The organism is Stenotrophomonas sp. Ker107b (genome assembly GCF_053847245.1).
In genome coordinates this window covers 263,238-289,593 of the sequence record NZ_JBSPHX010000002.1, presented here as the reverse complement: position 1 = coordinate 289,593, position 26,356 = coordinate 263,238, and the positions used below count along the sequence as shown (strand labels likewise).

15 protein-coding genes and 1 pseudogene are annotated in these 26,356 nt (G+C 64.3%); 13 read left to right on the top strand and 3 right to left on the bottom strand.

The features are described from left to right. Positions 1-193 precede the first annotated feature (193 nt). Positions 194-1,042: an acid phosphatase gene (locus ACWV8V_RS11285; RefSeq protein ID WP_259260790.1), complete on the bottom strand. Its 849-nt coding sequence runs from the start codon at positions 1,040-1,042 to the stop codon at positions 194-196. A 257-nt stretch (positions 1,043-1,299) separates the two neighbouring features. Here ACWV8V_RS11285 and ACWV8V_RS11280 point away from each other — a divergent pair, with 257 nt between their 5' ends. Together ACWV8V_RS11280 and ACWV8V_RS11275 are read left to right on the top strand one after the other, a co-directional pair. Beyond that, positions 1,300-2,181 carry a hypothetical protein gene (locus ACWV8V_RS11280; RefSeq protein ID WP_455899768.1) on the top strand — a complete coding sequence of 294 codons (882 nt, stop codon included), beginning with the start codon at positions 1,300-1,302 and terminating at the stop codon, positions 2,179-2,181. Positions 2,182-2,192: 11 nt separating this feature from the next. Continuing rightward, the gene (locus ACWV8V_RS11275) at positions 2,193-3,401 is read left to right on the top strand and encodes a DUF4785 family protein (RefSeq protein ID WP_259260688.1); all 1,209 of its coding nucleotides are present in this window, start codon (positions 2,193-2,195) and stop codon (positions 3,399-3,401) included. Positions 3,402-3,411: 10 nt separating this feature from the next. On the opposite strand, the gene ACWV8V_RS11270 is transcribed toward ACWV8V_RS11275, so the two are convergent. Further along, complete coding sequence (locus tag ACWV8V_RS11270; RefSeq protein WP_259260687.1) at positions 3,412-4,242, bottom strand: ABC transporter ATP-binding protein; 831 nt, start codon at positions 4,240-4,242, stop codon at positions 3,412-3,414. A gap of 150 nt (positions 4,243-4,392) precedes the next feature. Between ACWV8V_RS11270 and ACWV8V_RS11265 the strand changes: the two genes are divergently transcribed. From ACWV8V_RS11265 to ACWV8V_RS11220, 10 genes and pseudogenes are all read left to right on the top strand, one after another. Beyond that, complete coding sequence (locus ACWV8V_RS11265; protein WP_123730986.1) at positions 4,393-5,595, top strand: DesA family fatty acid desaturase; 1,203 nt, start codon at positions 4,393-4,395, stop codon at positions 5,593-5,595. Between the two features lie 3 nt (positions 5,596-5,598). Next, positions 5,599-5,976: an EF-hand domain-containing protein gene (locus ACWV8V_RS11260; RefSeq protein WP_346471644.1), complete on the top strand. Its 378-nt coding sequence runs from the start codon at positions 5,599-5,601 to the stop codon at positions 5,974-5,976. 600 nt (positions 5,977-6,576) lie between these two features. After that, on the top strand, positions 6,577-8,298 hold the full coding sequence (locus ACWV8V_RS11255; RefSeq protein WP_455899767.1) for a ShlB/FhaC/HecB family hemolysin secretion/activation protein: 1,722 nt from the start codon (positions 6,577-6,579) through the stop codon (positions 8,296-8,298). Positions 8,299-8,335: 37 nt separating this feature from the next. Next, positions 8,336-20,179, top strand: coding sequence for a hemagglutinin repeat-containing protein (locus tag ACWV8V_RS11250; RefSeq protein ID WP_455899766.1), 11,844 nt, complete (start codon positions 8,336-8,338; stop codon positions 20,177-20,179). Positions 20,180-20,182: 3 nt separating this feature from the next. Continuing rightward, entirely contained in the window at positions 20,183-21,019 is an 837-nt protein-coding gene (locus tag ACWV8V_RS11245; protein WP_293979392.1) for an Imm49 family immunity protein, read from the top strand. A 45-nt stretch (positions 21,020-21,064) separates the two neighbouring features. After that, a complete protein-coding gene (locus ACWV8V_RS11240) occupies positions 21,065-21,355 on the top strand; it encodes a hypothetical protein (RefSeq protein WP_293979390.1) in 291 nt (96 codons plus the stop codon). A 244-nt stretch (positions 21,356-21,599) separates the two neighbouring features. Continuing rightward, positions 21,600-22,232, top strand: coding sequence for a hypothetical protein (locus ACWV8V_RS11235; protein ID WP_455899765.1), 633 nt, complete (start codon positions 21,600-21,602; stop codon positions 22,230-22,232). 273 nt (positions 22,233-22,505) lie between these two features. Next, positions 22,506-23,351: a hypothetical protein gene (locus ACWV8V_RS11230; RefSeq protein ID WP_455899764.1), complete on the top strand. Its 846-nt coding sequence runs from the start codon at positions 22,506-22,508 to the stop codon at positions 23,349-23,351. 784 nt (positions 23,352-24,135) lie between these two features. Beyond that, entirely contained in the window at positions 24,136-24,897 is a 762-nt protein-coding gene (locus ACWV8V_RS11225; protein WP_455899763.1) for a hypothetical protein, read from the top strand. 81 nt (positions 24,898-24,978) lie between these two features. Continuing rightward, positions 24,979-25,140: pseudogene (locus tag ACWV8V_RS11220) on the top strand (helix-turn-helix domain-containing protein); the annotation flags it as partial. A 36-nt stretch (positions 25,141-25,176) separates the two neighbouring features. On the opposite strand, the gene ACWV8V_RS11215 reads toward ACWV8V_RS11220, so the two are convergent. Then, positions 25,177-25,350 carry a hypothetical protein gene (locus ACWV8V_RS11215; RefSeq protein ID WP_455899762.1) on the bottom strand — a complete coding sequence of 58 codons (174 nt, stop codon included), beginning with the start codon at positions 25,348-25,350 and terminating at the stop codon, positions 25,177-25,179. Between the two features lie 72 nt (positions 25,351-25,422). Here ACWV8V_RS11215 and ACWV8V_RS11210 point away from each other — a divergent pair, with 72 nt between their 5' ends. Then, positions 25,423-26,307: a hypothetical protein gene (locus ACWV8V_RS11210; RefSeq protein WP_455899761.1), complete on the top strand. Its 885-nt coding sequence runs from the start codon at positions 25,423-25,425 to the stop codon at positions 26,305-26,307. Positions 26,308-26,356: the final 49 nt, after the last annotated feature.

Sequence of the window (26,356 nt, the reverse complement as noted above, 5' to 3'; positions counted from 1 at the left end):
CACCGTTGGTGGGCACGTTGAAAAACGAAAACGGCGCGGAGAAATCCGCGCCGTTTTCTGTTCTGAGCTGATGTTGTTGAACGCGGATGGGTAGTGCCGGCCGCTGGCCGGCTCCGCATCGTCCTGATCGAGATCGCGGAGAGCCGGCCAGCGGCCGGCACTACCCACAATGCCATCGACAGGTGGCGCCGCCTTACAACGTGCTTGCCGGCCGCACCTTCAATACCGCTTCTTCAGCCGCACAATCCCGCGCCGAATGCAGCCCTGCCTTTCGCGCCGCCGCGATCTCCTTGCGCGCCGCCAGCAGGTCACTGTTGAACGCGGCGTTGTCATGCAGGCGTGCCACAGCAGCGGCGCCCATGAAACGGCCTTCCAGGATGTCGCTCTGCCAATGCACGTTGCAGACCAGGCGGCTCTCGCCGTAGTTGCGGCCGCGTGCCTGGATCGCATCGGCGCGGTCCGGGGCGATCTCCGAGAGGATCAGCGCCCAGGCCCAACCGATCGAGGTGTGGCCGGACGGATAGGAGCCGTTGCCGCGCAGGTCCTGCTCGTCTTCCGGCGAACAAGTGGGCTCACCATTGACCATGAACGGCCGCGCGCGCTGATAGTGCTTCTTCGCCGTGCGGGTGGCAGCGCTGGCATCGATCCGGCTGCGTTCCAGCAGGCGGTACAGGGCCGGCGTCTTCACCGCATCCACGTCGACATCGATCGCGCAGGAGAACTGGTTCGCACCGGCCGGGAAGGCAAGTTCGGCGTCGCGGTGGGCCTGGTCAAAGCGCGGGCTGCCGCGCAGGGCACGGGCTTCACGGCTGACCTGTTCGTCCAGTGCGAAGCCGGCCGAACCGGCCGCCGGCGGTGCCGGTACCAGGGCCAGGCTGTCCGGCACTGCGCTGCCCTGCAGGTAGCCCACCGCCTTGGTCGTGACCGAGGCTTCCACCGGCGTGGTGCCCGGTTCGGCCGTGGACGCGCAGCCGGCGAGGGCGGCGAGCAGGGCAGTCACCAGCATCGGGCGAGCGGCAGCGGAGCGCAGGGACGAGGACATCGGCAGGTCTCGAAGAGGGGGGAGCTGCATGATCGCAGCTTCCCATGGCGACGACAGCGGCGGTTGGTGATCCGGCCAGATCCGGCATGTCGACGCCCCGGATGACGGAAACCCGCGACTGGTTCACGGATTTCATGGGTCGCACGACATAGCGTCATCGAAGGCGCCATCGTTCGTCATATATCCATGGATACATGCACCCCATGGCAACGCGGCAGCGCCGGTCATCAGGGGGATCACCTGCAAGGAGACAGCGGATGCGAAGCAACGCGGGAAGGTGGGGGGGCGGTCTCGCCCTGGCTCTGATGCTGGCGTGCGGCACGGTGCACGCGGCCGATGTAGTGGGGGTGGCGTTCGTGCACGGCACCGGCAAACAGACCGATGCGCGCGCGGACTACTGGCAGCCGGGCATCATCGATACGGTGCGCCTCGGACTGCCCAACAGCAGCAACTACACCGTCATCAACTGCGATTTCGAGCAGTACATGTGGAAGCCGGAGGCGGCCGGCTGCCTGGCGGGACAGCTGACCAGCTTCATCAACACCCGTGGCATCACCAAACTGGTGGTGATCACCCATTCCAACGGTGGCAACGTGGTGCGCTGGATCCTGTCCAACCCCACCTATGACAGCCGTTATCCGAAGATCATCCAGACGGTCAGCAAGGTCACCGCCCTTGCGCCGTCCTCGGCCGGTACGCCGCTGGCCGATGCGGTGCTCAATGGCAACCTGTTCGAAACCTCGGTGGGCTGGCTGCTGGGCTACAAGAGCGATGCCGTGCGCCAGCAGCAGGTGGGCCACATGGCCACCTACAACGCGCAGAACCTGTATGGCACGGCCGGCCGGCCTGCATTGCCCAGGCCGTTCCGCGCGGTGGTTGGCTCGGATGTGGAATCGGCGGTGTGGGACAGCAACAGTTACTGCGGTGGCTATGCGCAGAACGTGGGCCTGGAGTTCACCCAGAACTGGTTGAACAGCTGCTCCGATGGCTTCCTGGAGTGCAGCAGCCAGATGGCGGCCGGCACCACTTGGTTCACCGACACGCAGCGCACCAAAGGCGCCGAGCCGCTCAGCCACAACCAGAGCCGGCGCGAGTGCTTCGGCCTGGGCACGATCCTGCGCAACGACCTGACCCTGTGAGGAGCCCCACGATGATGCGACAGACGACGATCGCGGTGGCCCTGCTCGCCGCCTTGGCAGCCTTGCCACTGCAGGCGGCACAACCGCTGCTGGCCGCCCGCGCCAGCGACCAGGTGCCACGCGCGGTGGAGCGTGCGCCCTTGCCGGCCGGGCCGGTGGAACAGGCGCCGTTGAGCTTTGCCTGGGCGCTGGATCCCGCCCAGGCACTGGCCGCCGCACCGACCTTCATGGCCAGCAGCCGCAGCTACTGGGAGATGGTGGACGCACCGGCGCTGCAGCAGGGCCTGGTGTTGCCGCTGACCGCGCCCGACGCGGTGATCCAGCTCAGTCCGGTGCACGGCGCGCGTGCGCTGGATACTACCCAATGGCAGGTACGTGACCCGGCCGGCGTACTGGCGGTGGCCAAGGTGGTCGATGACCAGCAACTGCACGCGGCCGGGATGTCGGTCGGCACGGGCACGGCCATGCTCCGCACGGGCATCACGTCGGCAGTGGGCGACTACCGCCTGCAGAGCACGCAGGCCCAGGGCCGCTATGTGGTGCAGGTGCTCGAACCCAACAGCCCGATCGCCCTGCAGCTGCAGGCGAGCGGCGAACGGGTGCTGGCCGGTGGCACGCTCACGCTGAGCGCCCGTCTGGTCAACGACGGTGGCGCGGCTGCGGCGCAGCTTGGCCGTGCCAGCGCGCGGCCGCTGCCGGCCGTGGGCGAGGCCCTGCTGGTGGCGCCCGATGGCCGCAGCTGGCCGGTACCGCTGGTCGCCGGCAAAGACGGTCTGCGTGCACAGGTGACCGTGCCGCAGGACATCGGCACCGCGCAGGGGTTGTGGGAACTGCAGGCCTTCGTCAGTGCCGACGGGGTGCAGCGCGATGCCAAGGTGGCGTTCGCCGTGGCGCAACCGACGGCGCGCTTCCAGGGCCAGGTCGAGGCGGATGCCAGCCGCCGCGAGGTGCGCCTGCCGTTGCAGATTGGTGCGCCCGGCCGCTACGAGGCGCGCGGCACGCTGTATGCCACCGGCCCCGACGGGACGCTGCGGCCAGTGGCGCAGGCACACAGTGCGGCGTGGTTCGCGACGGCGGGGGCGGGGGAGCTGCGGCTGCCGTTCGCCAGCGTGGCACTTCCGCGTGGCTATGCCGCCCCGTTCGAAGTGCGCGACCTGCAGTTGCAGGACCAGAGCCGGATGGCCCCGATCGAATCACGCGCGGTGGCGGTGAGGTTCTAGGCTGCGTGACCTAACCCGCGAACGCACTCAACCGGCCGGCCTGATCCACCACCCGGATCGGGCCGCCGAACAGCTCGGACAACGGCGCATCGCGCAGCAGCTCCGCGCGCGGACCATCGGCAAGGATCTTGCCGCCGCGCAGCATCACCACCCGCTCGATCTCGGGGATGATTTCCTCGATGTGGTGGGTCACCAGCACCAGGGTGATGCCTTGGCGGGCGAGCTCGCGCATGGTGGCGATGAGCTGCTCGCGGGCGATGAGGTCCAGCCCGGTGGAGGGTTCATCCAGCAGCAGTGCCTGTGGACGGTTCACCAGCGCCCGGGCGATCAGCACGCGCCGGGTTTCGCCGGCCGAGAGTTCGGCATAGCCGCGCTGCAGCAGGGGCAGGGCACCGGTCATCGCCAGGGTTTCACGCGCTCGCTCGCGCATCTCCGGGCTCACCTCGCGGAAGGCCGGCACCACGAAGCTGGCGAAGAAGCCGGTCAGCACCGCTTCTTCCACGGTCAGCCCGGGCATGTCCGAGAGGTTGCTGCTCAGGTCCCCGGTGACGATGCCCAGCTGCGAGCGCAGCCGGTCCACCTGCCAGCGGTTCTGGCCGAGTACGCGCACCGCCACCGTGCCGTCACCGTGCGCCAGCGGGTACAGCTCGCGGGTGATCAGCTTGATGAAGGACGACTTGCCGCAACCATTGGGGCCGAGCAGGGCGGTGTGCTGGCCCTGTTCGATGCGCAGGCTGAGATCGTGCAGGACCCGGACCTGGCCGCGGATGACACAGGCGCGGTCGAGCTCGATCAGGGGGACGGAGGAGGCCGGCACCACCGGCGAGGCTGCGACTGTCATGAATGCGGGGGCATGCTCACGAAGGTAAGGGGAGAACTGAATGACTGCGCAAAAATGGCATCGAAGGGATGAAGTTTGCAACGTCTGGCCCCATCATGTCTGGAGGTATCCCTGTTTCCTTGACGGCCGACTGCGGCCCGGAGTCCTGCGATGTTCGATACGCTCCTCAACTTCCTGACCGGCGGTGTCGTCGGCCTCGGCTGGTGGGGCATGGGCCTGGTGCTGCTGGTGTTCACCCAGCTGACCATCTTCGCCGTGACCCTGTATCTGCACCGCAGCCAGGCGCACCGCGGGGTGGATTTCCACCCGGTGATCGCGCACTTCTTCCGGTTCTGGACCTGGCTCACCACCTCCATGATCACCAAGGAGTGGGTGGCGATCCATCGAAAGCACCACGCCAAGGTGGAAACCGATGAAGACCCGCACAGTCCGGTGACCAAGGGCATCGGCATGGTGTTCTGGCGCGGCGTGGAGCTGTACCGCGAGGCCCGCGCGATGCGCGCGGATATCGAGCAGTACGGCCGCGGCGCTCCGGATGACTGGATCGAGCGCCACCTGTACACCCCGCACGCCAATCTCGGCCCGGTCGCGCTGCTGGTCATCAACAGCGTGCTGTTCGGCCTGCCCGGCGTGGCGCTGTGGGCCATCCAGATGGCGTGGATCCCGTTCTGGGCGGCCGGCGTCATCAATGGCCTGGGCCACTGGTGGGGCTACCGCAACTTCGAATCGGCCGACACCTCCACCAATCTGACGCCGTGGGCGTTCTGGGTGGGCGGTGAAGAGCTGCACAACAACCACCATGCCTTCCCGAGCTCGGCGCGCTTCTCGATGCGCCGCTGGGAGTTCGATATCGGCTGGGCGGTGATCCGCGGCCTGCAGGCAGTGCGTCTGGCCAAGGTGCTGCGCGTGGCACCGAGCATGGACGTGCGGCCGAACATCGCCGTGCCGGATGCGGAAACCCTCAAGGCCCTGCTGTCGCATCGCTTCCAGGCGATGACCGATTACCAGCGCAACGTGTTCGTGCCGGCCCTGCGCGAAGAGGCCGCGATGGCGGGCGCCAAACTGCGCAAGCTGCTGCCGCGCCGCATGCGCCGTGGCCTGGTCAACGACGGCCGCTGGCTCAAGCCGGATTGCCGCGCCCAGCTCAGCACGTGGGTCGAGCAGCGCCCGCGGATCCGCGTGCTGGTGGAACACCGCGCCCGTCTGGCGGCCCTGCTGGAAGCGCGCGGCAATGACGCCGCCGAGCGCTTGAAGCTGCTGCAGGCGTGGTGCCATGAAGCGGAAGCCAGTGGCATCGCCGCGCTGCAGAACTACGCCGCGCGCCTGAAGGGCTACGCACTGACGGCGCACTGATCAATGCGCTTCCCAACCGGGAACGTCTCCGCGAAACGCCGCCTTGTGCGGCGTTTCGCGTGTCTGGCGCTGGCCGTTGGTCTGCTCGATGCGACGGCGAAGGCGCAGGTCACCGATACCGGCAGCTACCTGCAGCGCATGGACACCGACGGCGACGGCCGGGTCAGCGTGGAGGAATACGTGCAGTGGCTGCTGTACGCCTTTGATCGCATGGACCGCAACGGCGATGGCGTGCTCAGCGCCGATGAGCTTCCCGGTGGCAAGGGCCCGCCGATCACGCGGGAGCAGCAGCGGCAGACGCTGATCCAGCGGTTCCACAAGCAGGATGCCAATGGCGACGGGTATTTGAGTGCACGCGAGTTGGCTGCGCCGCCGCGGTGAACTGAGCCGAATTGCAGTAGTGACGTTGTAAATACCGTCCGGATTGTGACGCTGATCTCTTTTTTTGTGGGCCGCTCCGCTGAACGAACCTGCGCTTTACATTTCATTAACTTTTGGTAAGTTGCGCGCATTGGCAGACGAACGCGAAGCGTTCCCCGTCGCCTCCAACCTGGTACTTCAGCACGGTGTTGGGAGCGGATATGTGTTCCGGAGGCGATGCCGAGGTACATGGAGCTGCACGCAGGCAATGGAAGGCAACACAGGCAAGGCAAGAGCGGGTTGCAGGTTGACTTCGCAGTTCTCGCACATTGACAGGCAACGCTCAGGCATGGGGCTACACCTTCATGCTTGCCGACGTCCAATGGCTTGAATGGCGATGGCAGCCTGGTACAGGGGGCAGCACTGAAACGGCGGTCCATCGATGGCACCGCGTGCGCAGACTGCTGAAACATCACAGTCCCGTTGACATGGCAGTTGAACGAGGTGCGTTGCACGCTTGACCTGTAGGCCGCGGAAAAGGCGGCGGAAAGGACACGGATGTCGTGCAGTACACCCGCGAAGGTGCCCATGAACGGGGCTTCGGTTGGATGGTCTGATTGAATGGATGCAATTGCAGTGTCATCGCCACGGCGCCTGAGTGCGTTGTTTTTCGTTTTGATCCTGGGTCTGACGGCTCCCGTTGCGACGTTGGCGCAGGCGGGTCAGCCAACGCTGGCCGATCAGCAGGAACTGCGCGACCGTGCCGAGCGCGAAGCGCGTGAGCGCGCTGAACGGCAAGCGATTCCTGAAGTTTTAGGCCCTGCCGCACCAGCTGCCGCCAACTACCATTCCACGGACCTGCCCGACGAATCGCCCTGCTTCCGCATCGATGCCATCGTGCTCGATGGAGCGCATCGCGACCGGTTTGCCTTTGCTCAACGCTACCTGGACAAGTACCAGGGACGCTGCATTGGCCAGGAGGGCATCGCGCAGATGGTGCGCAGAGCATCGGACCTGATCCTGGCCAAGGGCTATGTCACCACCCGCATCGGCCTGCCCGAGCAGAATCTGGGCGCAGGCATCCTGCGCCTGCAACTGGTAGCGGGCACCATCCGTCAGATCCGTTTCGCCGATGGCCCTCCTCGCGATGCCATGTGGAAAAGTGCCTTCCCGGCGCGCGCTGGCGATGTGCTCAACCTCCGCGCGCTGGAGCAGGGCCTTGAGCAGCTCAAGCGGGTGCCATCGCAGGATGTGGAGATGGAACTGGTGCCCGGCGCGCAGCCTGGCGAGTCGGACGTGGTGATTACTCTGAAGGCCGCGCGGCGCTGGCGCAGTGCATTGTCGCTGGACGATGGTGGTAGTGAAGGTACCGGCAAGCAACAGGCCGGCACCACCGTATGGGCCGACAACCTGCTGGGCATCAACGACCTGTTGAGCATGGGCATCAACAGCGATGGGAGCGCCGAGCACGGCAAGGGCACGCATGGTTACAACGCATCCTGGAGCGCGCCGCTGGGCAACTGGCGTTTCTCGACCAGCACGTACGGCTCGCGTTATGCGCAGATCATTCGCGGCAACAACGACGACTTCAGCAGCACCGGCCGTTCGCGCAGCCTGGATCTGACGGTGGAACGCCTGCTCACGCGCGGCCAGAGTTATCGCACCGCCATGGAGCTGCGCCTTGCCCAGCGCCACTCGCGTAGCTTCGTCGAAGGCGTTGAACTGCGAGGCCAGCGCCGCAGGACCACCTCGGCGGAACTGGCCCTGCTGCATCGTCAGTACGTGGGCAGCCTGCAGGCAGATCTGCGCCTGGCCCACCGACGTGGCCTGCCGTGGCTGGGCGGCGATGACGATGGCCCAGGACGCGATGACGAAGCCCCCACCTTCCGTTACCGCATCACCACGCTGGATATCGGTGTCGGCGCTCCGGTGCTGCAGGGCCCCCGCCCAATCTATTGGAACAGCGCGCTGCGCTATCAGTGGACCTCCGACCCGCTGTACGGCGCCGAATTCATCAGCATTGGTGGCCGCTACACCGTCAACGGCTTCGACGGCGAAGTGATGATGGGTGGGGCGACCGGTGGCTACTGGCGCAACAGTCTCAACTTCAGCCTGCACCGCCGCTTCTCGCCTTACGTCGGCGTGGATGTGGGCCATATCGCCAGCAATGCGGTGCAGGGAATCGCCGGTGGCGACATGGTCGGTGCCCACGTAGGCGTTCGAGGCCAGGCGCTCAGCCTGGACTGGGATGTCTTTGTTGGTTTTCCGCTGGAAGCGCCACGTGCGATCCGCGCGCAGAGCGATGCGCGGGTAGTCGGGTTCCGGCTCGCAACACAGTTCTGAAAACGAAGTACCTCGCCTTACACATGGATGACCTGTCATGAAGACCCGCCTCGTTGACGTCCGTCGCACTGTTGCCCGTCCCATCTCCAGCTCCCGCTGGCGGATCGGCCTGCTGGCCGCCGTAGTGACCGTCGTTTTCGGCGGGCCCTTCAGCTCGTTCGCACAGGTGCAGCCGCAGGCCGGCAGCCAGGCACGGCAGGAGCAGGCGGCCAACGGCGTCCCGGTGGTCCAGATCGCCGCGCCGAACGCCGCCGGTGTCTCGCACAACCAGTACGAGCAGTACAACGTGGGGCGGCAGGGACAGGTACTCAACAACAGCGCGACCACCACACAGACCCAGCTGGCCGGCTATATCCAGGGCAACGCCAACCTGCAGCCTGGGCAAGCGGCGCGGCTGATCCTCAACGAAGTCACTTCCAGCAATCGTTCGTTGCTGCAGGGCCACGTGGAAGTGGCCGGCGCGGCCGCGCAGGTGATCATCGCCAATCCGAACGGCATCACCTGCGACGGCTGCGGCTTCATCAACACCACCCGTGGCGTGCTTACCACCGGCACGCCGCTGTTCGGCGGCGACGGGAGCCTGTCGGCGTTCCAGGTTGGCCGCGGCAGCATCCGCATCGAAGGCGCGGGGCTGGATGCAGACAACCTGCAGCGTATCGACCTGCTTGCGCGCGCCGTGGAAATCAACGCCGGCCTGTGGGCCAAGGACGCCAACGTGGTGGTGGGTGCCAACCACATCGACTACGACAGCCTTGCCACGCGCGCGATCCAGGGCGACGGTGCGGCACAGGGCTTCGGCCTGGACGTCGCCGCGCTGGGCGGCATGTATGCCGGCAAGATCCGCCTGGTGGGAACCGAGGCCGGCGTCGGCGTGCGCAGTGCGGGCGCACTGGTCGCCACGGGCGGCGACTTCGTCCTCACCAGCGCGGGTGACGTGCAGCTGACCGGTCGCACGGCGGCGGCAGGCAACATCATCGTCGACAGCGCTGGCACCCTCGCCGCCACGGGCGCGACGCAGGCCGGTGCGGACATGCGGCTGAGCGGTCGCGACGTACAGCTTGCGGGGACCGCATACGCGGCAGGCGTGCTCGATGCCCGCGCATCGCAGACCCTGGACGCCTCGGGCAACCTCCTTGCCGGGCGCCTGCAACTGGCTGCCGATGGCAACCTGCGACTGGCCGGGCAGGCCGAAAGTCGCGGCGACATCGACCTGCGCGCGGGTCAGCAGCTGCAAAATGCCGGGCAGGTGATTGCCGCAAACCAGTTGCAGGCGCGTGCCGCCAGCATCGTGCAGCAGCAGGGCGCGCGACTGGCGGCGCAGGGCGCGCTGCAGTTGCAGGCGAATGGCCACATCGACAACGCCGGCGTGGTGATTGGCAGCACCGGCACTCGCATCGAGGCCGGCAGCCTGGCCAACCGGGGACAGCTCTACGGCCAACGGGACGCCACGCTGGCGGTCAGTGGTCGGATCGACAACAGCGGGCTGATCGGCGCCGCGCAGACCTTGACCGTCACCGCCGGGGAGCTGCAGCAGGCCGCATCGGCCGAGCTTTCCGCCGGCACCGACGTCACCCTGGATGTTACCGGTGAGCTCGCCAACGCCGGCCAGCTCATCGCAGAGCGCGCATTGACCGCCCGGGCAGACCGCCTGACCAACACCGGCACCACGGCCGCCAGTGACACCCGCCTGACCGTGGGTGCACTCGACAACCGCGGCCTCGTGCTGGCCTCCGGCACGCTGGACATCGACGCCTCGCGCCGCATCGACAACGCGGCCGCCGCGCGCCTGCGCGCCGGCCAGACGATCAACCTGCGTGCCGCGCAGCTGGACAACGCTGGCGAGATCATCAGCGACGGCGACCTGCGCATCCGTGCGGACACCATCGCCAACCGGCAGCGGCTGGAAGCAGCGCAGCAGCTCCAACTCGATGCGCGCACCCTCACCCAGACTCGGGATGGCCTGGCGCTGGGTCGCCAGCTGACGGCCACCACCACCGGCCAGCTGGATAACGCCGGGCGTCTGCACGCCACCGAGCGCATGACGCTCAGCGCGGGCACCCTGGACAACACCGGTACCGTCTACAGCACCCGTTACCTGCGCCTGGACAGCAGCGGCACGCTGCGCAATGCCGGCATCATTGCCAGCGACGCAGCGGTCACGCTGCGTGCGCAGGCGCTGGAAAATCTCGCCAACGGCGACATTTCCAGCGCGGACCTGCTCGACATCGACGTGCTGCAGGCCGCCAGCAACGCTGGCAACCTTTACGCACGGCGCGCGCTGGAACTGCGTGCCGCGCGCATCGACAACAGCGGCGCCGTCTACAGTGCAGGACGTGCCGACTTGGTGGCCAACGACGTGCTGACCAACCAAGGCAGCCTGGTGTCCGTGCAGACGCTGGACGTGCAGGCTGCCTCGCTGGACAGCAGCGGCGATCTCGGCAGCGAGCAGTCCGACGTGCGCCTGACCACCACCGGTGATCTGGCCCTGACCGGCAAGACCATCGCCGCCGGACAGCTCAACGCCGAGGCGGGCGGCACGTTGCGCCAGAGTGGCAAAGCCTACGCTGCCACCGGCGTGACCCTGCGCGCCCAGCGTGACCTGCAGTTGGCGGGCAACCTGGACAGCAGCGCGGACATCACCCTGCATGCCGGCCAAGCACTTACCAGCGACGGCGATGTATACGCTACCGGTGGGATCAGCGCGGATGCGGGCACCGTCCTGCGCAACACCGGCAGCATGCAGGCCGCCGCTGTCACCCTGCAGTCCGCTGCGGTTGAGAACCGTGGCCGACTGCTGGCCAGCGGCAACGTCACCGTCAGTGGCGACACCGTCGACAACAGCGGCCAGATCGTGGGCGGCCTTGCGGCAAATGGCGTCTTGGGCAGCACCGGCCAGGTCAGCCTGACCGCGAACACCCTGCTGTTGCAATCCGGCAAAGTGCACGCCGGCCAGCGCGTGGCGCTGCAAGGCAGTGGCTTGGACCTGCGCAATGGCCTGGTGTGGTCGGGCGGCGAGCTGGTGGCACGCGCCACCGGCGGCACGCTGGACAACAGCAACGGCACCCTGGTCGCTACAGGCACGCTGCAGTTGGAAACCACCGGCGAACTGATCAACCAGCGCGGCTCGTTGCAGGCAGCGCGCCTTGGCATCCTGGCCGCAGCGCTGGACAACCGCGCCGGCGAGCTGATCCAGACCGGCAACGACGCATTGACGCTCGCCTTCACCGGTGCGCTGCGCAATGACGGTGGCCGCATTGCCGCCAACGCAACTGACCTGACCTTGGAGGTGGCGACCCTCCTCAACAACGGCGGGCGCATCGAGCACGCCGGCACCGGCACCGCGACCGTGCGCGCTGGCGCGCTGGGCAACACCAACGGCGGCCTGATTGTCGGCAACGGCGCCGTGTTGGTCGATGTCTCCGGCGACTTGACCAATACCACCGGCAGCCAGATCAGTGCCGGCCGCGGCGCCGACATCCGCGCGCGCCAGATCGACAACAGCGGCGGCCGCATCGATGCCGTCGGCAACCTGCAGCTGCGCGCCACCGAAGCCCTCCAGAACGTGGCCGGCACGCTGGCCCAGCGTCAGGCAGGCACCCTGCAGATCCAGGCGGCCAGCGTGGACAACCGCACCGGCCTGATCGGTGCCGAGGGCAATGCAAGCGTCATCACGGCCAGCCTGGGCAACCAGGGCGGCAACCTGTATGCCAAGCAGAACCTGACGCTGGACATCAACGGCGACCTGCGCAATGGCGGCGGTCTGCTGTATGCCGGCGGTCAACTGCAGCTGGACGCCGAGGGCGTGCTCGACAACCAGAGCGGCAGCATCGAAGCCTACGCAGCGGCCGGCATCACGGCGGGTGCGGTGGACAACCGCATCGGTCGCCTGGTGGTGGATGGCAGCAACACGCTGACCGTCACCACCGGCGGTGCGCTCGACAACAGCGATGGTGTGCTCGGCAGCACCCAAGGCAACATCGCGCTCAGCGCCGCCACCGTCAACAACCAGCGCGGCAAGCTGGTCGCGGGCCAGAGCGCCACCCTGCAGACCACCCAGCTGGACAACCGCAGCGGGCGCGTCCACGCCGGCGCCGACCTGACCTTGGACAACGCATCGGCCACCGTCCTCAATGGCGCAGGCGAGCTTTCCGCAGGCAATCTGTTCACCCTGCGCGCTGCCAGTCTGGACAACACCGGAGGCCGCCTGATTACCCGCAGCAGCACGCTATACCTTGGGGCGCTGAACAACGGCAATGGCGAAATCAGTGCCTACCAGCAGTTGTGGGCACAGCTGCAGACCTTCCAGGGCAACAATGGCCGCCTGTTCGGCGGCGCCGACCTGGAACTGCACCTGGCCGGGGACTACCTGCACCAGAACGCACAGCAGCTGCAGAGCAACGGGCGCCTGGCGCTGAACGTTGCGGGCACGCTGACCAACCAGGGCCGCATCGAGACCAGCGGCACCCTGGAGCTCAATGCCGCGCAGATCGACAACACTGCGGCGGGCACCATCAGCGCCGGCAACAGTGCCGGTACCGCAAGCGCGTCGCTGACCGCCAGCCAGGGCATCAACAATGCCGGCCGCATCGACGGGGACCGTGTGCAGGCCACCAGCAGCTGGTTCACCAACACCGGCACGGTGATGGGTGACCAGGTCACGCTGAGCGCCGGCACTGTCACCAACGGTCGCGAACTGGGCAGCACCGTGCCCGTGCGCGACTACAACGAAGGCCTGCTTGCCACCACCGGTACGTTGGCCATCAACGCCGACGTCTTCAACAACCTCGACGGCGAGCTGTACAGCATCGGCGACATCCGCATCGGCGGCCGCTGGGGCGGCAATGCGCAGGCGATCGTGAACCGCTCGGGCCGCATCCAGGCCGAGCGCGACCTGGTGCTGCTGGCGCTGGGCGTGCGCAACGAACGGCGCGTGATGCAGTACGAGCGCAAGACCTATACGGCGGCCGACCAGGCCGGCGATCCGGACGCTGGCGAGTTCTGGGAAGAGGGGGTTCCCAACGAGTTGCGGACGCAGTACTGCGAAGTCAGGGGATCGCGCTGCTTTATCTGGCGCCCGCACGGCACCACCCACACTGACACCGTGCTGGAAGGCACGCGGATCATTGCGGCAAGTGCTGCCAGCCAGCTCCTGTCCGGTCGCGACATGCTGATCAGCGGCGGCAGCGTCGACAACATCTACTCTGCGATCGCGGCGGGCACCAACCTGTCCATCAATGGCCGGGGGTCCTCCAACAGCGACAACCCGGCCGATTGGGCCGGCGTAGTGAACAACGTTGGCCTGACCGCCACCAAGACCATTCGCCGCGTGTCCACCGCGGAAATCGAATACCAGACGTGCCCGGACCGTACGACAGGCGTGACCTGCCAGGAAGAGCCAACCTGGGCGGTGGTGGAGCTGGGCACCAGCACCATCACCAAGGAAGTGGCACTGCCTGGCGGCAACGCCAGCATCACCGCAGGGCGCAACGTCACCATCGAGGCGCGCGACGTCAACAATACCGTGGTCAACACCGGTAACGGCGGCGCAGCGGCCGACATCGGCGGCTGGAACGGCGTGGGCGCGTATGTGCCCACCCTCGGCAACGGCAGCCAGGCCGGCGCGGCCACCGGCAACGCCGGCGCACCGGACCCGGTGACCGGCATTGCCACCGGCCCGGCCATCGGCACGGTCGGCGGCAACGGCCAGGGCCCGAACGTCGGCGCACCGGCACCGGGCACCAGCGGCGTGGTCAAGCCGCCGCAGGTAGTGGGCACCGCGCAGAATCCGCTGCCGGGCCTGCTGGCGCCGGACAGTGGCCTGTACACCGTGAACCCGGGCAACCAGCGTTGGCTGGTGGAAACCGATCCGCGCTTCGCCAATTACGGCCAGTGGCTGGGCTCGGACTACATGTTCGCCAAGCTCAACCTCAACCCGGACCAGCGCCTGAAGCGCCTTGGCGACGACTTCTACGAACAGCGCCTGGTGCTGGAACAGATCACCGGCCTGACCGGCCGCAAGTACCTCGATGCCGACCTCGACAACGGCATGGACCAGTACCGCGCCATGATGGATGGCGGCGTGTCCGAAGCCGGCCGCCTGCAGCTCACCGTCGGTATCGCACTGTCGGCCGAGCAGATGGCCGCGCTGGACGAAGACATCGTCTGGATGGTGGCCCAGAACGTCGGCGGCCAGCAGGTGCTGGTGCCGGTGGTGTACCTGAGCCAGGCCACCGCCGACCGCCTGCAGCTGGGCGGCGCGGCGATTGCCGGCGAGAGCGTGGACATCCGCGCCAACAACGTGAACAACCAGGGCATGGTCACGGCGGATTATCGGCTGTCAGTCGACGCCGGCAGCCTGCTGAACGACCGTGGCGCGATGACCTCCGGCGGCAGCCTACGGGTGTCTGCGGTTGAAGACATCATCAACAAGGATGGCCTGATCCAGGGCGGCAGCATCAGCCTGGTCGCCGGCCGCGACCTGCAGAGCGTGGCCAGCCTCGGCGTGGCACGCATCGAATCCACGGGTGGCCTGGAGCTGGTCGCCGGCCGTGACCTGTCGCTGGTGGGCGCTCAGACCAGCGCCAAGGGCAATGCCGCACTGCAGGCCGGGCGCGATCTCAACCTCACCACTCAGCAGAGCGGCGCCAACGGCGAGCTGTTCAACCGCACCACGCTGGATGTGGGTGGCAGCCTGGGCCTGCAGGCCGGCAACAACCTCACCCTTACCGCGGTGCAAGTGAAGGCCGGCAACGGTCTGAGCGCGGTAGCTGGCAACGACATCAACCTCAACGTGCTCAGCACCGAGCAGACCAGCCGCTACAAGAACACCGAGAGCACACGCCAGACCCTTCAGACCAGCGGCCTGGAAGCGGGCGGCAGCATGGCGCTGCAGGCCGGCCAAGACGTCAACCTCAACGCGGCCAACCTGACCGCCGGCAACGCGCTGGCCGTGGTGGCCGGGCGAGACCTCAACGTGGGCGAGGTCACCACCACCGACACCAGCTCGACCGACATCCGTCGCAAGCGCTATTCCCAGCAGACGCAGACGCTGGACCAGACCGTCCACGGCAGCACGATCAAGGCCGGCGGCGACATCGCGCTGGTTGCAGGCCAGGACGCCACGCTCACCTCGGCCGGCGTGTACAGCGATGGCGGTACCGTTGCCGTGTCCGCGGGACGCGACGTGGTACTGGCCACCGCCGATGAGGAGCACACGTTCGAGCAGGACACCTGGAAAAAGAAGAAGAAGACCTTCTCCAGCACCACCACCACCACCCGCGAAACGTCGTCGGACACCTACGCGGTAGGCACCACGCTCAGCGGCGACGGCGTGCAGATCGCGGCAGGCCGCGACATCAGCGCCACCGGCGTGCAGATCGGCGCCACCGGCGACGTGCTCCTGGCGGCCAACCGCGATATCACCGTGGAAGCGGCCACCGAGCAGCACAGCGAGTCGTTCGACCAGAGCAGGAACAAGTCGGGCCTGTTCGGCGGCGGCGGTGCCAGCGGCTTCGGTGGCATCGGCATCACCGCCGGCAGCCAGAAGGGCAGCACGTCCACCTCGCTGGAGCAGACCACGCGTTCCGGCAGCATGATTGGCAGCCTGGAAGGCAATGTCAGCATGATCGCGGGTGGCGACGTCACCCTCAGTGGCAGCGACGTGCTGGCCGGCCGTGCGGCCGACGACGTGCTGGGCTTGGGCGGCAACATCGCCATCCAGGGCAAGAACGTCACCATCAATCCAGCCGAGGAAACCGAGCACTACCGGGCAAGCCAGAGCAGCCGCAGCAGTGGCGTGTCCGCCGCGCTCACCGGCACACCCATCGACACCATCCGCAACCTTCAGCAGGTCAGCAATGGCTCCGGCAGCACCGCGGACAAGGCCGGTGGCTACATCAAGGAACTGGGCGCGGCCTCGCTGACCCTGCCCGGCATCAACGTCGGCTATGGCAGCAGCAAGAGCCAGGGCAGCGTTGCGGTGGACACTACCACCCAGCGCGGCAGCAGCCTCAATGCCGCTGGCAACGTCAGCATCCGTGCCACCGAAGGCGACATCACCGTGGCCGGCAGCTCCATCGCCGCCGGCGGCACCGCCACCCTCGATGCCCAGCGCCACGTGATGCTGCTCACCAGCATCGACACCCAGAACAACGAGCAGAGCGGCTCGTCCAGCACCAAGCAGTACGGTGCCAGCTCCATCTCGCTGGGCGACATGTTCCGCCACATCCAGGGCGGGCCGAACAGCAGCGGCGTGCGCATGTCGCCGTACAACAGCGGCAACAGCGACGGCAGCAGCACCCAGCAAGTGATCGGCCAGACCGGCAGCTCCATCAACGCCGACAAGATCAACCTCGTCAGCCGCGAAGGCGACATCACCCTGCAGGGCGCGCAGGTTGCCGCCGAGAACGCACTCAACGTGCTGGCCCAGAAGGGCGGCATCGAACTGCTGCCGGGTGAGATCACCCGGACCTGGCAGGAAACCCAGCGCAGCAAGCAGATTGGTGATCTCGGTGGCGACGGTTACACCGGCAGTACCGGCGTGCGCAATGAATACCATGACGTCAACGGTCGGCAGACTGACCAGAACAGCGTCCGCACCAGCCTGACCAGCAACAAGGGCGACATCAGCCTGGTCGCCAAGGAAGACCTGGTCGCGCGCGGTGCGGATATCGCCGCAGGCAATGACGTCACCCTGGTCGGCCGCAATGTCATCCTTGACGCTGCTACCGATACCCTCACCCAGGCCGAGCGCCACCGCGTGAACCAGGCCGGCGGCACCATTGCCCTGTCCGGGTATGGCGTGCAGGCCGCGCAGGCGGCCGAGTCGGCGCAGCGCGCCTCTCAAGCCGGCGACGACCGCCTGGCGGCGCTCTATGCGGCGCAGGCCGGCTACGCCGCCAAGGACGCCATGCAGGGCACCGGCGCAGCGGTGAAGGTCACCGCCAGCGTGGGCAGCAGCAGCGCCTCCAGCAGCAGCACCCTGCACCAGTCCATCGAACAGGGCAGCACGGTATCGGCCGGGCGCAACGTCACCGTCGTTGCCACCGGCGACGGCACTACTGGTGCGGATGGCTACGCAGCGAACGGCGACATCACCCTGCGCGGCGCGCAGATCAGCGCCGGCAACAACGCCAGCTTCGATGCCGCCCGCGACATCAACTTCCTGTCCAGCCAGAGCAGCAACCAGCAGGATGGCACCAGCAAGAGCGGCAGCGGCAGCGTTGGCGTGGGCTTCGGCCTGGGTGGCTCGCAGAATGGCTTCACCATCGAACTGGCTGCGTCTGCCGCGCAGGGCCAGATGCAGGGCAACGGCACCACCCACCAGGCAACCCAGGTGGAGGCGGGCAACCAGCTGTCACTGACCAGCGGCCGTGACACCACCCTGCAGGGTGCCCAGGCCATGGGCGACAGCGTGCTGGCCGACATCGGCCGCGACCTGACCCTGACCAGCAGCCAGGACCGCCAGTACTACGACCAGAAGGATCAGAACGGCGGCTTCGGCGTCTCGCTGTGCATTCCGCCGCTGTGCTTCGGCGCCAGCAGCGGCAGCGTGAGCTACGGCCAGACCGACATCCACAACAACTACAACAGCACCACCCAGCAGACCGGTATCGCGGCGGGTGCGGGCGGCTACCAGATCAATGTGGGCAACCACACGCAGCTGGATGGCGCGGTCATTGCCAGCACCGCTGACCCGTCGAAGAACCTACTTTCTACCGAGAGTCTGGGGGTGACGGATCTTTCCAACCAAGCCAACTACAGAGGCGGGAGCTTTGGCGGCTCGGTCGGATTCAGTGGGTCGATTGGTGATCAGAGCAATGGAGGCGCGAATGCGGGCGCACCGAACGAAACGCGTTGGAGTGGTCCGATTCCCGGTCCGAGCCTGGGTGTTCCAACGGGTGACTCGGCTAGCAGTGTGACCCGCAGCGACATTTCTGCCGGTACGGTCGTGGTGCGAAATGGCGATACCTCTGCTCTGACAGGCTTGGATCGCACTGCCACGGATCTGCAGCAGGAAGGTCTTGCGAACAAGTTTGATGCGGAGAAAGTGCAGCGCGACCTGATCGCGGCGCAAATCGCGAAGGAAGTGGCGTTCCGCGCGGCGGGCGATCTTGCAGAAGAAATGACGAGCAAGTATCGCGACGCCCAGGTGAGTGCAGCAGCTGCAGAGCGCGTGCTGAAAAGCGAAGGCGCTACGGAAGCGGACCGTGCCGCCGCGAGCGAGCTGTTGCGGCAGGCAAACGAAGTCATTGCCTCCAACCAGGGCCAGTATGACCTCTGGAAGGATGGTGGAACGGCCAAGTCAATCCTGCATGCAGTGACTGGCCTTGTGGTCGCGGGCGCCGGAAATGGCGACCTGCTCTCCGGAGCCTTGGGGGCAGGTGCAGCCGAGCTGGGACGGCCTCTTACGGACTCGGAATCGGCATGGGTCCGCGAGCTCGTCAGCGCCGCGATCGGGGCGCTTGTTGGCGGCGAAACCGGATCAGCGACTGCACTGGCTGGAGAGCAGTTCAACCGCCAGCTCCATCCGAACGAAGTGCAGTGGATCAAGGACAACGCGATTGCCTATGCGGAGATCTGCGGGTGCTCAGTGCAGGAAGCGGAGAAGCGCCTGTTTGCCGAGGCAGCACGAACGGTGGACAAGGAATGGAGCGATCTGTTCGACAAGGTGGGGGTGAAATCGGATGCGGACGCCTATGTGTTCCTCATCGAGGGCGCGATCCGAACCGGCGCGGGGGTAAATCGGCCAGGTGAGAGCCTGTTTGCGGCATCGCAAACGGCTTTTGAGAACCAGGATATCTACAAAGGCCTGATGACAAAGAATCCGCAGCTGCTCGCGAGCTTCGCGTCGTCCATGCTGTTGGTTGCCAGCGATTCGAAGGATGACAAGGCAGTTGAGTATGCTCTTTCGCAGCTGAGGCGCTACACGAATGATCGAGATTCCTTCCCTTGCGATGGAATGAACGATTGCGAACAGATGCACATGATGCGCCAGATGCTGAACGGCGACATGACCATCGATGAGTACAACTCGCATACAACCCAGCGGGGCGGCATCGGGACGGCTGCCGGTGTTCTGGTTGGCGGCGTGCTTCTGGCACCGGAAGTAATTGCCACGATTCGTGGAATCTGTATGAGATCGCCGGGCGCTTGCCAGAACGCGTACGCATTCGCCGCTGATGTGGCGGCAGGCGATGCACTGGGCGGCGCCTCCATTGGCGCAGGCTTCACGGCTGGGACCTCGGCGGCCGCAAAGGCCGAAGATCTCGCGGAGATTCTGACCAAGAAGTTTGGTGACGATGCTGCTAAGTCCGCAGCGAAAGCAGCAGAAGAGGCTGCTGAAAGTCGCGTCGCGCAGAATACTATTGCAGAAGCTCTCTCGTCCCCAGCGCAGGTGCCCACGGACAAGGGTTTCTTGAGCCGGACAAAAGTCTGCGATAACGGATGCGCCCTCTCTGTTACAGACGCCGCCGAGCAGGCCCTGGTCAAGAAGATCATTGACCATGGGGATCAAAGCGGTGTCCTGACAGAGGAGCTAGTGGAGCTTGTTGCGAAGCGCGAGGGCCTTGTATCGCTTCCTGGCACAAAGGTCGGGAGCAACAATGGGTTCGACCATGTTTTGCAGGATCCGGAGGGCATCACGACTGTCATCATTGACTCGAAGCAGATATACAATGGATCCATTCAACTTGGATCCAGCAACGCAGGCGTTCAGTTGTCAGATGCTTGGATTCTGGACGTTTTGAGTAGAATGGGCCCGGGGGCCACATCGAACGCGGTGCGCACCGCCATGGCGAACGGAACATTGAAGATCGCAGTAGCTGGCGTAAACAAGACTTCCGGTGAATTGGTTATGGTCACGCTTAGTCGATGGAAATGAATAATGAAAGATGACAACAATATGGCGAGCTTCGAAGCCGGAATCGAGCGTCTAAAGCTGTTTCTTGATCCCAACATTGGCCTCGACGCTGATGCGTACATTGCACACATCGAGAAGGGCACCGGTGATCCCTACATCTGTAAGGCGCTGCTGCACGAATACGCAATGGTGAGAGCCCTGCTGGCATGGTTTGAAGGCGGAGATATCAATGGGCTTAAGCAGTGGGCGTACGTATCGGGCAAGTTGAAGCGCATCACGTACCAACATGACCCGAAGGGCGTGTACTTCACTCCGGTGTACCTGATGCCACTGCTCTCCAACGAGCCATCTCTCATCGATTGGTTCGGCAAATTCGCCTATCCATTCTCGTTGGAGAGTGGCAGCCCTGCTTCTACTCGCCTCAACAATCCCCGGATGGATGAGTACTACCACTACAACACGTGGCTGGCACTTCGCGGCGACTGGAAGCCGCTCGCAGAGCGCTGCCGCGAATTCCTCAGCGACGTCCCGGCAAAACAGGCGGCGTATCAGGCAGATAGCCGTTTCCACCTTTCGCTGACGGAGGGCGATGTGGGTGGGATGGAGTCGGCGCTGGCCGAGCTCGTTGAACCGAAGCTGATGCGGCGTCGTCAACGCGAGGAGAGCGGCTACAGCCAACACTTGATCTGCACGTTTGCCATCGTCTACGCAAAAATCGCTTGGCGGCATGGATTCCAGGTCAACGTTGACTCGCCATTCGTTCCGAAGGAGTGGCTGCCCATCGCGCCGCTACCGAAGTACGAAGATGTGTTTGCGTTCATGGCGAAATCTGACGACTCGATACCCGTAGCACGCACCTGATGAACTTGATCGTGAGGCCAATGCGCCTCTACCAAGGAGCAACAGATGTCAGTCATCCGCTCGGGTCGCAGTCGCAGTGTTCTTGTCATTGCCCTGGTCATCTGTAGTCTCTCCGGCTGCGTGACGCTTTCCGGTACGTACGTCGTATCGGCCACCGATGCAGAGGGGCGTGAGCTGTCTTCCAACCTGCGCATGACCGCCGATGGAAGCCGCATCTACACGGCGCGCAATGCGCTATGTGCGGCCCACCCTGGTGCGGTGGTGCACATCAAGGACCTGCAGACGGGTGAAGAGCTGCGCTCGGAGGGCCCTTACACCTGCAATCCGGCGAAATGACGCGCGAGGTGGCTAAGGGTCACGGCCCCGATCAAGCTCAAGGTCACGGCGGACTACGGGAGCTTTGCCTATTGGGACGACGAGTGCCCGACTGGGCCCATCGATCCTGCACCGCTGCCACTGACGCCCGGGTTGGCCGAGGATGTGCAGCGGTTGGTGGACCTCCTCGAATCCATGCTCAACTGGGACGTTCCGCCTGAAAATCGACCCCAACCTGCTTCCAGCGCTACCCGAAAAGACCTGGATGAACGACCTACTCAATGATTGGCTAATGTTCTCCAAGGGTTTGCGCGAATTTGACAAATCGCACTTCCTTGGACTATTCAAACAAGAGCTTGATCAAGATCAGCTGCGCTCCATCTTCAGTGACGGCGCAGCGGGTACGGAGCTGCATCGTAGGACGAAGGAGGTGCTCGATGCTTCAAAATTGGATGATTACCTCTACTTCCAACCAAAAAGCCCCGATGATGCCGTGGTTCTACTGTCAGCCGCCAAGGCGTGGCTGGAAGAACTCGCTGCCTTCTGCAGCGAGCGAGGAAATGCAAGACTTCAAGGCATAGCGGAAGGAGCGCGCGTAGTCATCCGCGACCGGCGATCTTTTCAGCTTCCAAAAGACCCAGATTCGCCAGCGGGATGGATGCTTGCATTCATAGGCGATGAAGTGGACTTCGCCCTTGGAGATGTCGATCCTGTGATCGATGCGCTGATGGAAACGCTGTATGGGATCGCGGGCGATTACTATCTCTGTTGGTACGTCATCGAGGTGATGATTGAGCTCCCTCTGACCTTCGCGCCCTATCTATCCATCTGGCGCAATGGTGCTCGACCAGTGTTCGCTGAGGATGAGTTAGTACTTCTTGTTGAGGTTGATGGTTGAAAACTATTTCGCGAACATGGTGGCTGGCAATGAGTGAAGTAGTGACTCGGCATGGGGCTCGGCTTCTGACCTTCGTGCCTGCGCCGGAAGATTGAATGCGCCGTAACCGTCGAATAGTACAGATTTTGGGTTCCGGCTGACGTTCATTCCCAGTGCGCCAAACAGCTCGGGTTTGGTGCGAGGCTCGTGGTTTCGAGCAATCGCGAGAGTCAAGTACTCGCCCACGGTAGACAGGACAACTAGAGAGGCGGAATCGGTTAATGAAAGTCGGTGATGACGAACGTGAAGAGCGCTGACTACCTCAGTGACATAAGAGGCGCGATTGAGCTGCTGCGCCATCGGATGCAGCCGGGCCAGTTCTTTGACTCGGAATCCTGTCTTCGTTTCATCGAGACAAATACCGGTGACCCGTACGCCTGCAAAGAGCGTCTACACATGTATGCAATCGCTAAGGCGATGCTCTCGTGGTTCGAGGGGCAAGACCTGGAAGGGATGAAGCAGTGGTCGTACGTTGCAGCAAAGATCAGGCGCATCCTGTTTCAGGAGCGTCCAGCAAAAGACTGCCGGACGCCCATGTATCTGACGCCTTTGCTTTCCGACAACGTGGACCTCGTCGAGTGGTTCTCGCGTTTCGACTATCCATTTACGCCCGGAAGTGGCCCGCTATCTGGGAAACGGCGTAACAATCCAAAAATGGATGAGTACTACCACTACAACACCCTGCTGGCGTTGCGTGGTGATTGGGAGACTTTGGTCCCGCGCTGCGAGGTATTTCTGGGGGATGTGCCTGCCAAGCTTGGAAGTTACCAAGCTGACTCTCGCTTTCACATGGCGCTAGCGGAAGGGGACGTCGCCCGCATGGAAGCCTCCCTGGACGAGTTGGTCGAGCCAAAGCTGATGAAGCGTCGGCAGGAAGAGGAAAGCGGTACCACCGGGCCATTTATATGCACGTTCGCTATTGTCTACGCAAAGATTGCATGGCTTCACGGTCACCGGGTGCAGGTGTCATCTCCATACGTGCCGAAGGAGTGGCTGCCCATTGCGCCGCTGCCGAAGTACGAGGATACGTTTGCGTTCATGGCGCAATCTGACGACTCGATGCCGATAGGACGCACGTGATTGCGGGAGCGCGCTTGGGGCAGATATAGTGCTGCGCAACATGACCGATTAATTTAACGATCTTGAAAAGGGGCTTGGGGGGGCGGCTGGCGCGAAAAGGGCAGCGCGAAACACCGGGCCTCAATCCCTAGATGAACGATTTGCTAAAAGACTGGATCCTATTTTTCAGAAGGAAAGCGTGACTTTGAAAAGTCGCACTTCCTTGGGCTGCTTAAGAATAAGCTTAATGAAAAACAACTGCTATCTGTCTTTGCTGGAATTCCGTCCGGGGCAACGCTGTATCAGAGAACTAAGAATGTTCTCGATTCTTCCAGCCTAGATAGCTATCTCTACTTCCAGCCCAAGAGCGACGCTAATCGTCTACTCTTCTGCGGCCAAGACATGGCTGGAGGAGCTTTCCGGGTATTGTGTCGAGCGGGGAAATTCAAAACTTCACGGGATAGTGGCAGGCTCACGTGTTGTCGTCCAGGATCGTAAATCATTCCAGATGCCTATAAGTTCGGACACCCCAGCCGGATGGATGCTCTCATCTGTAGGCGATGAAGTTGATTATGCTCTTGTGGATGTAGGCCCAGTAATTGATGGTCTTATGGAGGCGCTTTACGGAATTGCGGCTGACTACTATCTCTGTTGGTACGTAATGATGCCCATGATTCCGCTTTCGCTGAACTTTGATCCGTACTTCTCCATCTGGAGCCAAGGCGCCCGACCGGTGCTGACGGAAGATGCCTTGGTGCTACTTGTTGAGACTGATGGGGGGCTGTAGACCAGCATGGCTATCCTAATGAAGACATACGTCAAAATTGCGCTTCGTAGCCGCATCGATACCAAGCCACAGGAGGTTGGAAGGGCGTTGCTAAACGTTCTCTCCTTGGGCGACGGGCTTCTGTATCCGCAGCAGGTGTCCCACAACCCAGATAGATTCAAGGATGATTTTGAAGGCGCTGATGCCTTGGATGTCTGGTGGAGCGAGGTGGCGCAGATGCGAGTTGAGGGTGCTGTCTCTGATTTCAGCCTTGACTTTGCGTGGAGGCGAAAGGACGCAGTGAAGTCGACTGGCTACGTTTGCCATACGATGCGAAACAACCGGGGAGCAGTGTTGCCTGGGACGGTTAGCCTTACGGCCCAGTGGAGTCCGAAGATAGAATGGATTGAAGTCTTTCGCGCGCTCATTGGCGTCTTTCCCCCTCGTTTGGCGATGCTCCATCTTTTCACTTCTCCGGAAATTGGGCGGCCGAGTCCATGGTCGTCTTTCGAAGCGGGATCGTTTGGGGCAGCTTTGAATCCAGATATCACCAATATCGCGTGGGCTATGTACTACGGAGATGAGTTCGCAGATGAAGGAGATCGTCAGAAGATGCGCGAACGGGGATTTTCTGTAGACGAGCAGTCCAATGGATACCTCGTCACCGTGACCAAAAGGTTGGAAGATGTGAAGAGTGATTTCGATTCCTTCTCCCGTCGCCGCGCAGAGCTCAAGACGTTGTACCGCCCCGGAAGATTTCGGATTGAGGAAGAGCCCATGCTTGAGCGCGATGTCACCTGATCAAAAGAGGGCGGCGTCAAGAATCAAGTGCTTGGACTCGACTTCCAAGTGCAATACCCCGCAATTACGTAGGGTGGCCGCATGGGAAAGCAGCCCAGTCATTTGAGTTCCGAAGAGCGTGCCGTGCTTCAGATCGAGCGCGGTAACGGTGCGAGCATCCGCTCCATCGCGCGCCGCCTCGGCCGTAGTGCATCCACGTTGGCGCGTGAAACGGCTCGGCAGCATGGATCTGTCTACGCTGCCAGGGTCGTCCTCTAGTGGCGCAACGACAGGAGGTGCTCAACTTTCATGACCGTCCGCCGCTGGTATAAGATCGCCCGCCGGCGAACATGCCGGTACGCGCACGACTGCCTGAAAACAGGCAGAAGACAGGATGATCCCGGCACGCCGGTCGATCAGCGTGTTCTGCAGGCTCGGCATGTTGACTGCGATGGATCGCAGCAGGAAGAACATGGACGTGGATGCAGGGCCGTTGCACCGATGGGCGTCCACGGGTCTCGCCAAGGACGACCCAGGAACGACACCATGAAAACCCAGTACACCCTCCTCACCGCGATGCTGCTCGGCGGCATCGTCATCAGCACGCAGACCATGGCCAGCGAGCCGGTATCCGTCGATCCCCCCGAGCTTGCCGTGGACGACAGCGAACTTCCCTCCGATGCGATTGCCGTGGCCGCTGATGCAAGCGCCACAGACGATGCCGCTGTCGCCCCTGCAGCACCGGCATGGGAGCATCTGATCCCCATCACCGCGCAGCTGCAGACCGACTCCGGCGGTCAACCCATCGGCGCCAAGTCCCTGCGCCTGGTGCAGCGCTCCACCACGGCCAAGGTGGCCGGCGCGCAGGTCGCGCTGTCGCTGCTGTCTGGCAGGATCGCCGGCAGCTCCTTCGGCAAAGGACAGTTGAAAGGCACCCGCATCGAGAGCGTCGTGCATCCCGCGTTCGGCCCAATGCAGGCGCAGGTGCGCACCCGCCTGGACGACTACTTCAAAGCACACCCTGGCGCTGTGCCTACCGAGGAGAAGCCGGTGCAGGCCACGCTGGGCGACTTCATCCTGGTCTACCAGGAACTGGATGATTCGCAGACCCTGTATGAACTGCGTCAATCGCTGAGCCTGGGCTTCCCGTACCGGCGCAAGCTGCCCACCATGCGCCTCACCGGTGGCGAAGGTGCCCAGTGCAACGTCACCGAGCCGGTCGCCGCCCCGCTGGAGGCCTGGCAGGCCGATGACTATGCGATGGTGAAGCAGACCGTACAACGCTATGCCGACGACTGCCTGGTCCAGTTTGTCGCCACACTGCCTACGCTGTTCCCGGACAAGCACCCGGTGACGGTGAACGCGCCGAGCGATACCGCCGAACCGGCCGACGCAGGCAACCCCGCGGTGCCGGAGGACGCGCAGGCCTGAAGGGAAGCGCACCGTGTTGCGGTGGGTCGTAGTCGGCCCTCCGCAGCCC

Coding starts and splice junctions, on each gene's coding strand:
- ACWV8V_RS11225 (WP_455899763.1), top strand. CDS start 24,136: ATGAAGACATACGTCAAAATTGCGCTTCGTAGCCGCATCGATACCAAG.
- ACWV8V_RS11260 (WP_346471644.1), top strand. CDS start 5,599: ATGCGCTTCCCAACCGGGAACGTCTCCGCGAAACGCCGCCTTGTGCGG.
- ACWV8V_RS11255 (WP_455899767.1), top strand. CDS start 6,577: ATGGATGCAATTGCAGTGTCATCGCCACGGCGCCTGAGTGCGTTGTTT.
- ACWV8V_RS11215 (WP_455899762.1), bottom strand. CDS start 25,350: ATGTTCTTCCTGCTGCGATCCATCGCAGTCAACATGCCGAGCCTGCAG.
- ACWV8V_RS11245 (WP_293979392.1), top strand. CDS start 20,183: ATGAAAGATGACAACAATATGGCGAGCTTCGAAGCCGGAATCGAGCGT.
- ACWV8V_RS11275 (WP_259260688.1), top strand. CDS start 2,193: ATGATGCGACAGACGACGATCGCGGTGGCCCTGCTCGCCGCCTTGGCA.
- ACWV8V_RS11270 (WP_259260687.1), bottom strand. CDS start 4,242: ATGACAGTCGCAGCCTCGCCGGTGGTGCCGGCCTCCTCCGTCCCCCTG.
- ACWV8V_RS11280 (WP_455899768.1), top strand. CDS start 1,300: ATGCGAAGCAACGCGGGAAGGTGGGGGGGCGGTCTCGCCCTGGCTCTG.
- ACWV8V_RS11240 (WP_293979390.1), top strand. CDS start 21,065: ATGTCAGTCATCCGCTCGGGTCGCAGTCGCAGTGTTCTTGTCATTGCC.
- ACWV8V_RS11265 (WP_123730986.1), top strand. CDS start 4,393: ATGTTCGATACGCTCCTCAACTTCCTGACCGGCGGTGTCGTCGGCCTC.
- ACWV8V_RS11230 (WP_455899764.1), top strand. CDS start 22,506: ATGACGAACGTGAAGAGCGCTGACTACCTCAGTGACATAAGAGGCGCG.
- ACWV8V_RS11210 (WP_455899761.1), top strand. CDS start 25,423: ATGAAAACCCAGTACACCCTCCTCACCGCGATGCTGCTCGGCGGCATC.
- ACWV8V_RS11235 (WP_455899765.1), top strand. CDS start 21,600: ATGAACGACCTACTCAATGATTGGCTAATGTTCTCCAAGGGTTTGCGC.
- ACWV8V_RS11250 (WP_455899766.1), top strand. CDS start 8,336: ATGAAGACCCGCCTCGTTGACGTCCGTCGCACTGTTGCCCGTCCCATC.
- ACWV8V_RS11285 (WP_259260790.1), bottom strand. CDS start 1,042: ATGTCCTCGTCCCTGCGCTCCGCTGCCGCTCGCCCGATGCTGGTGACT.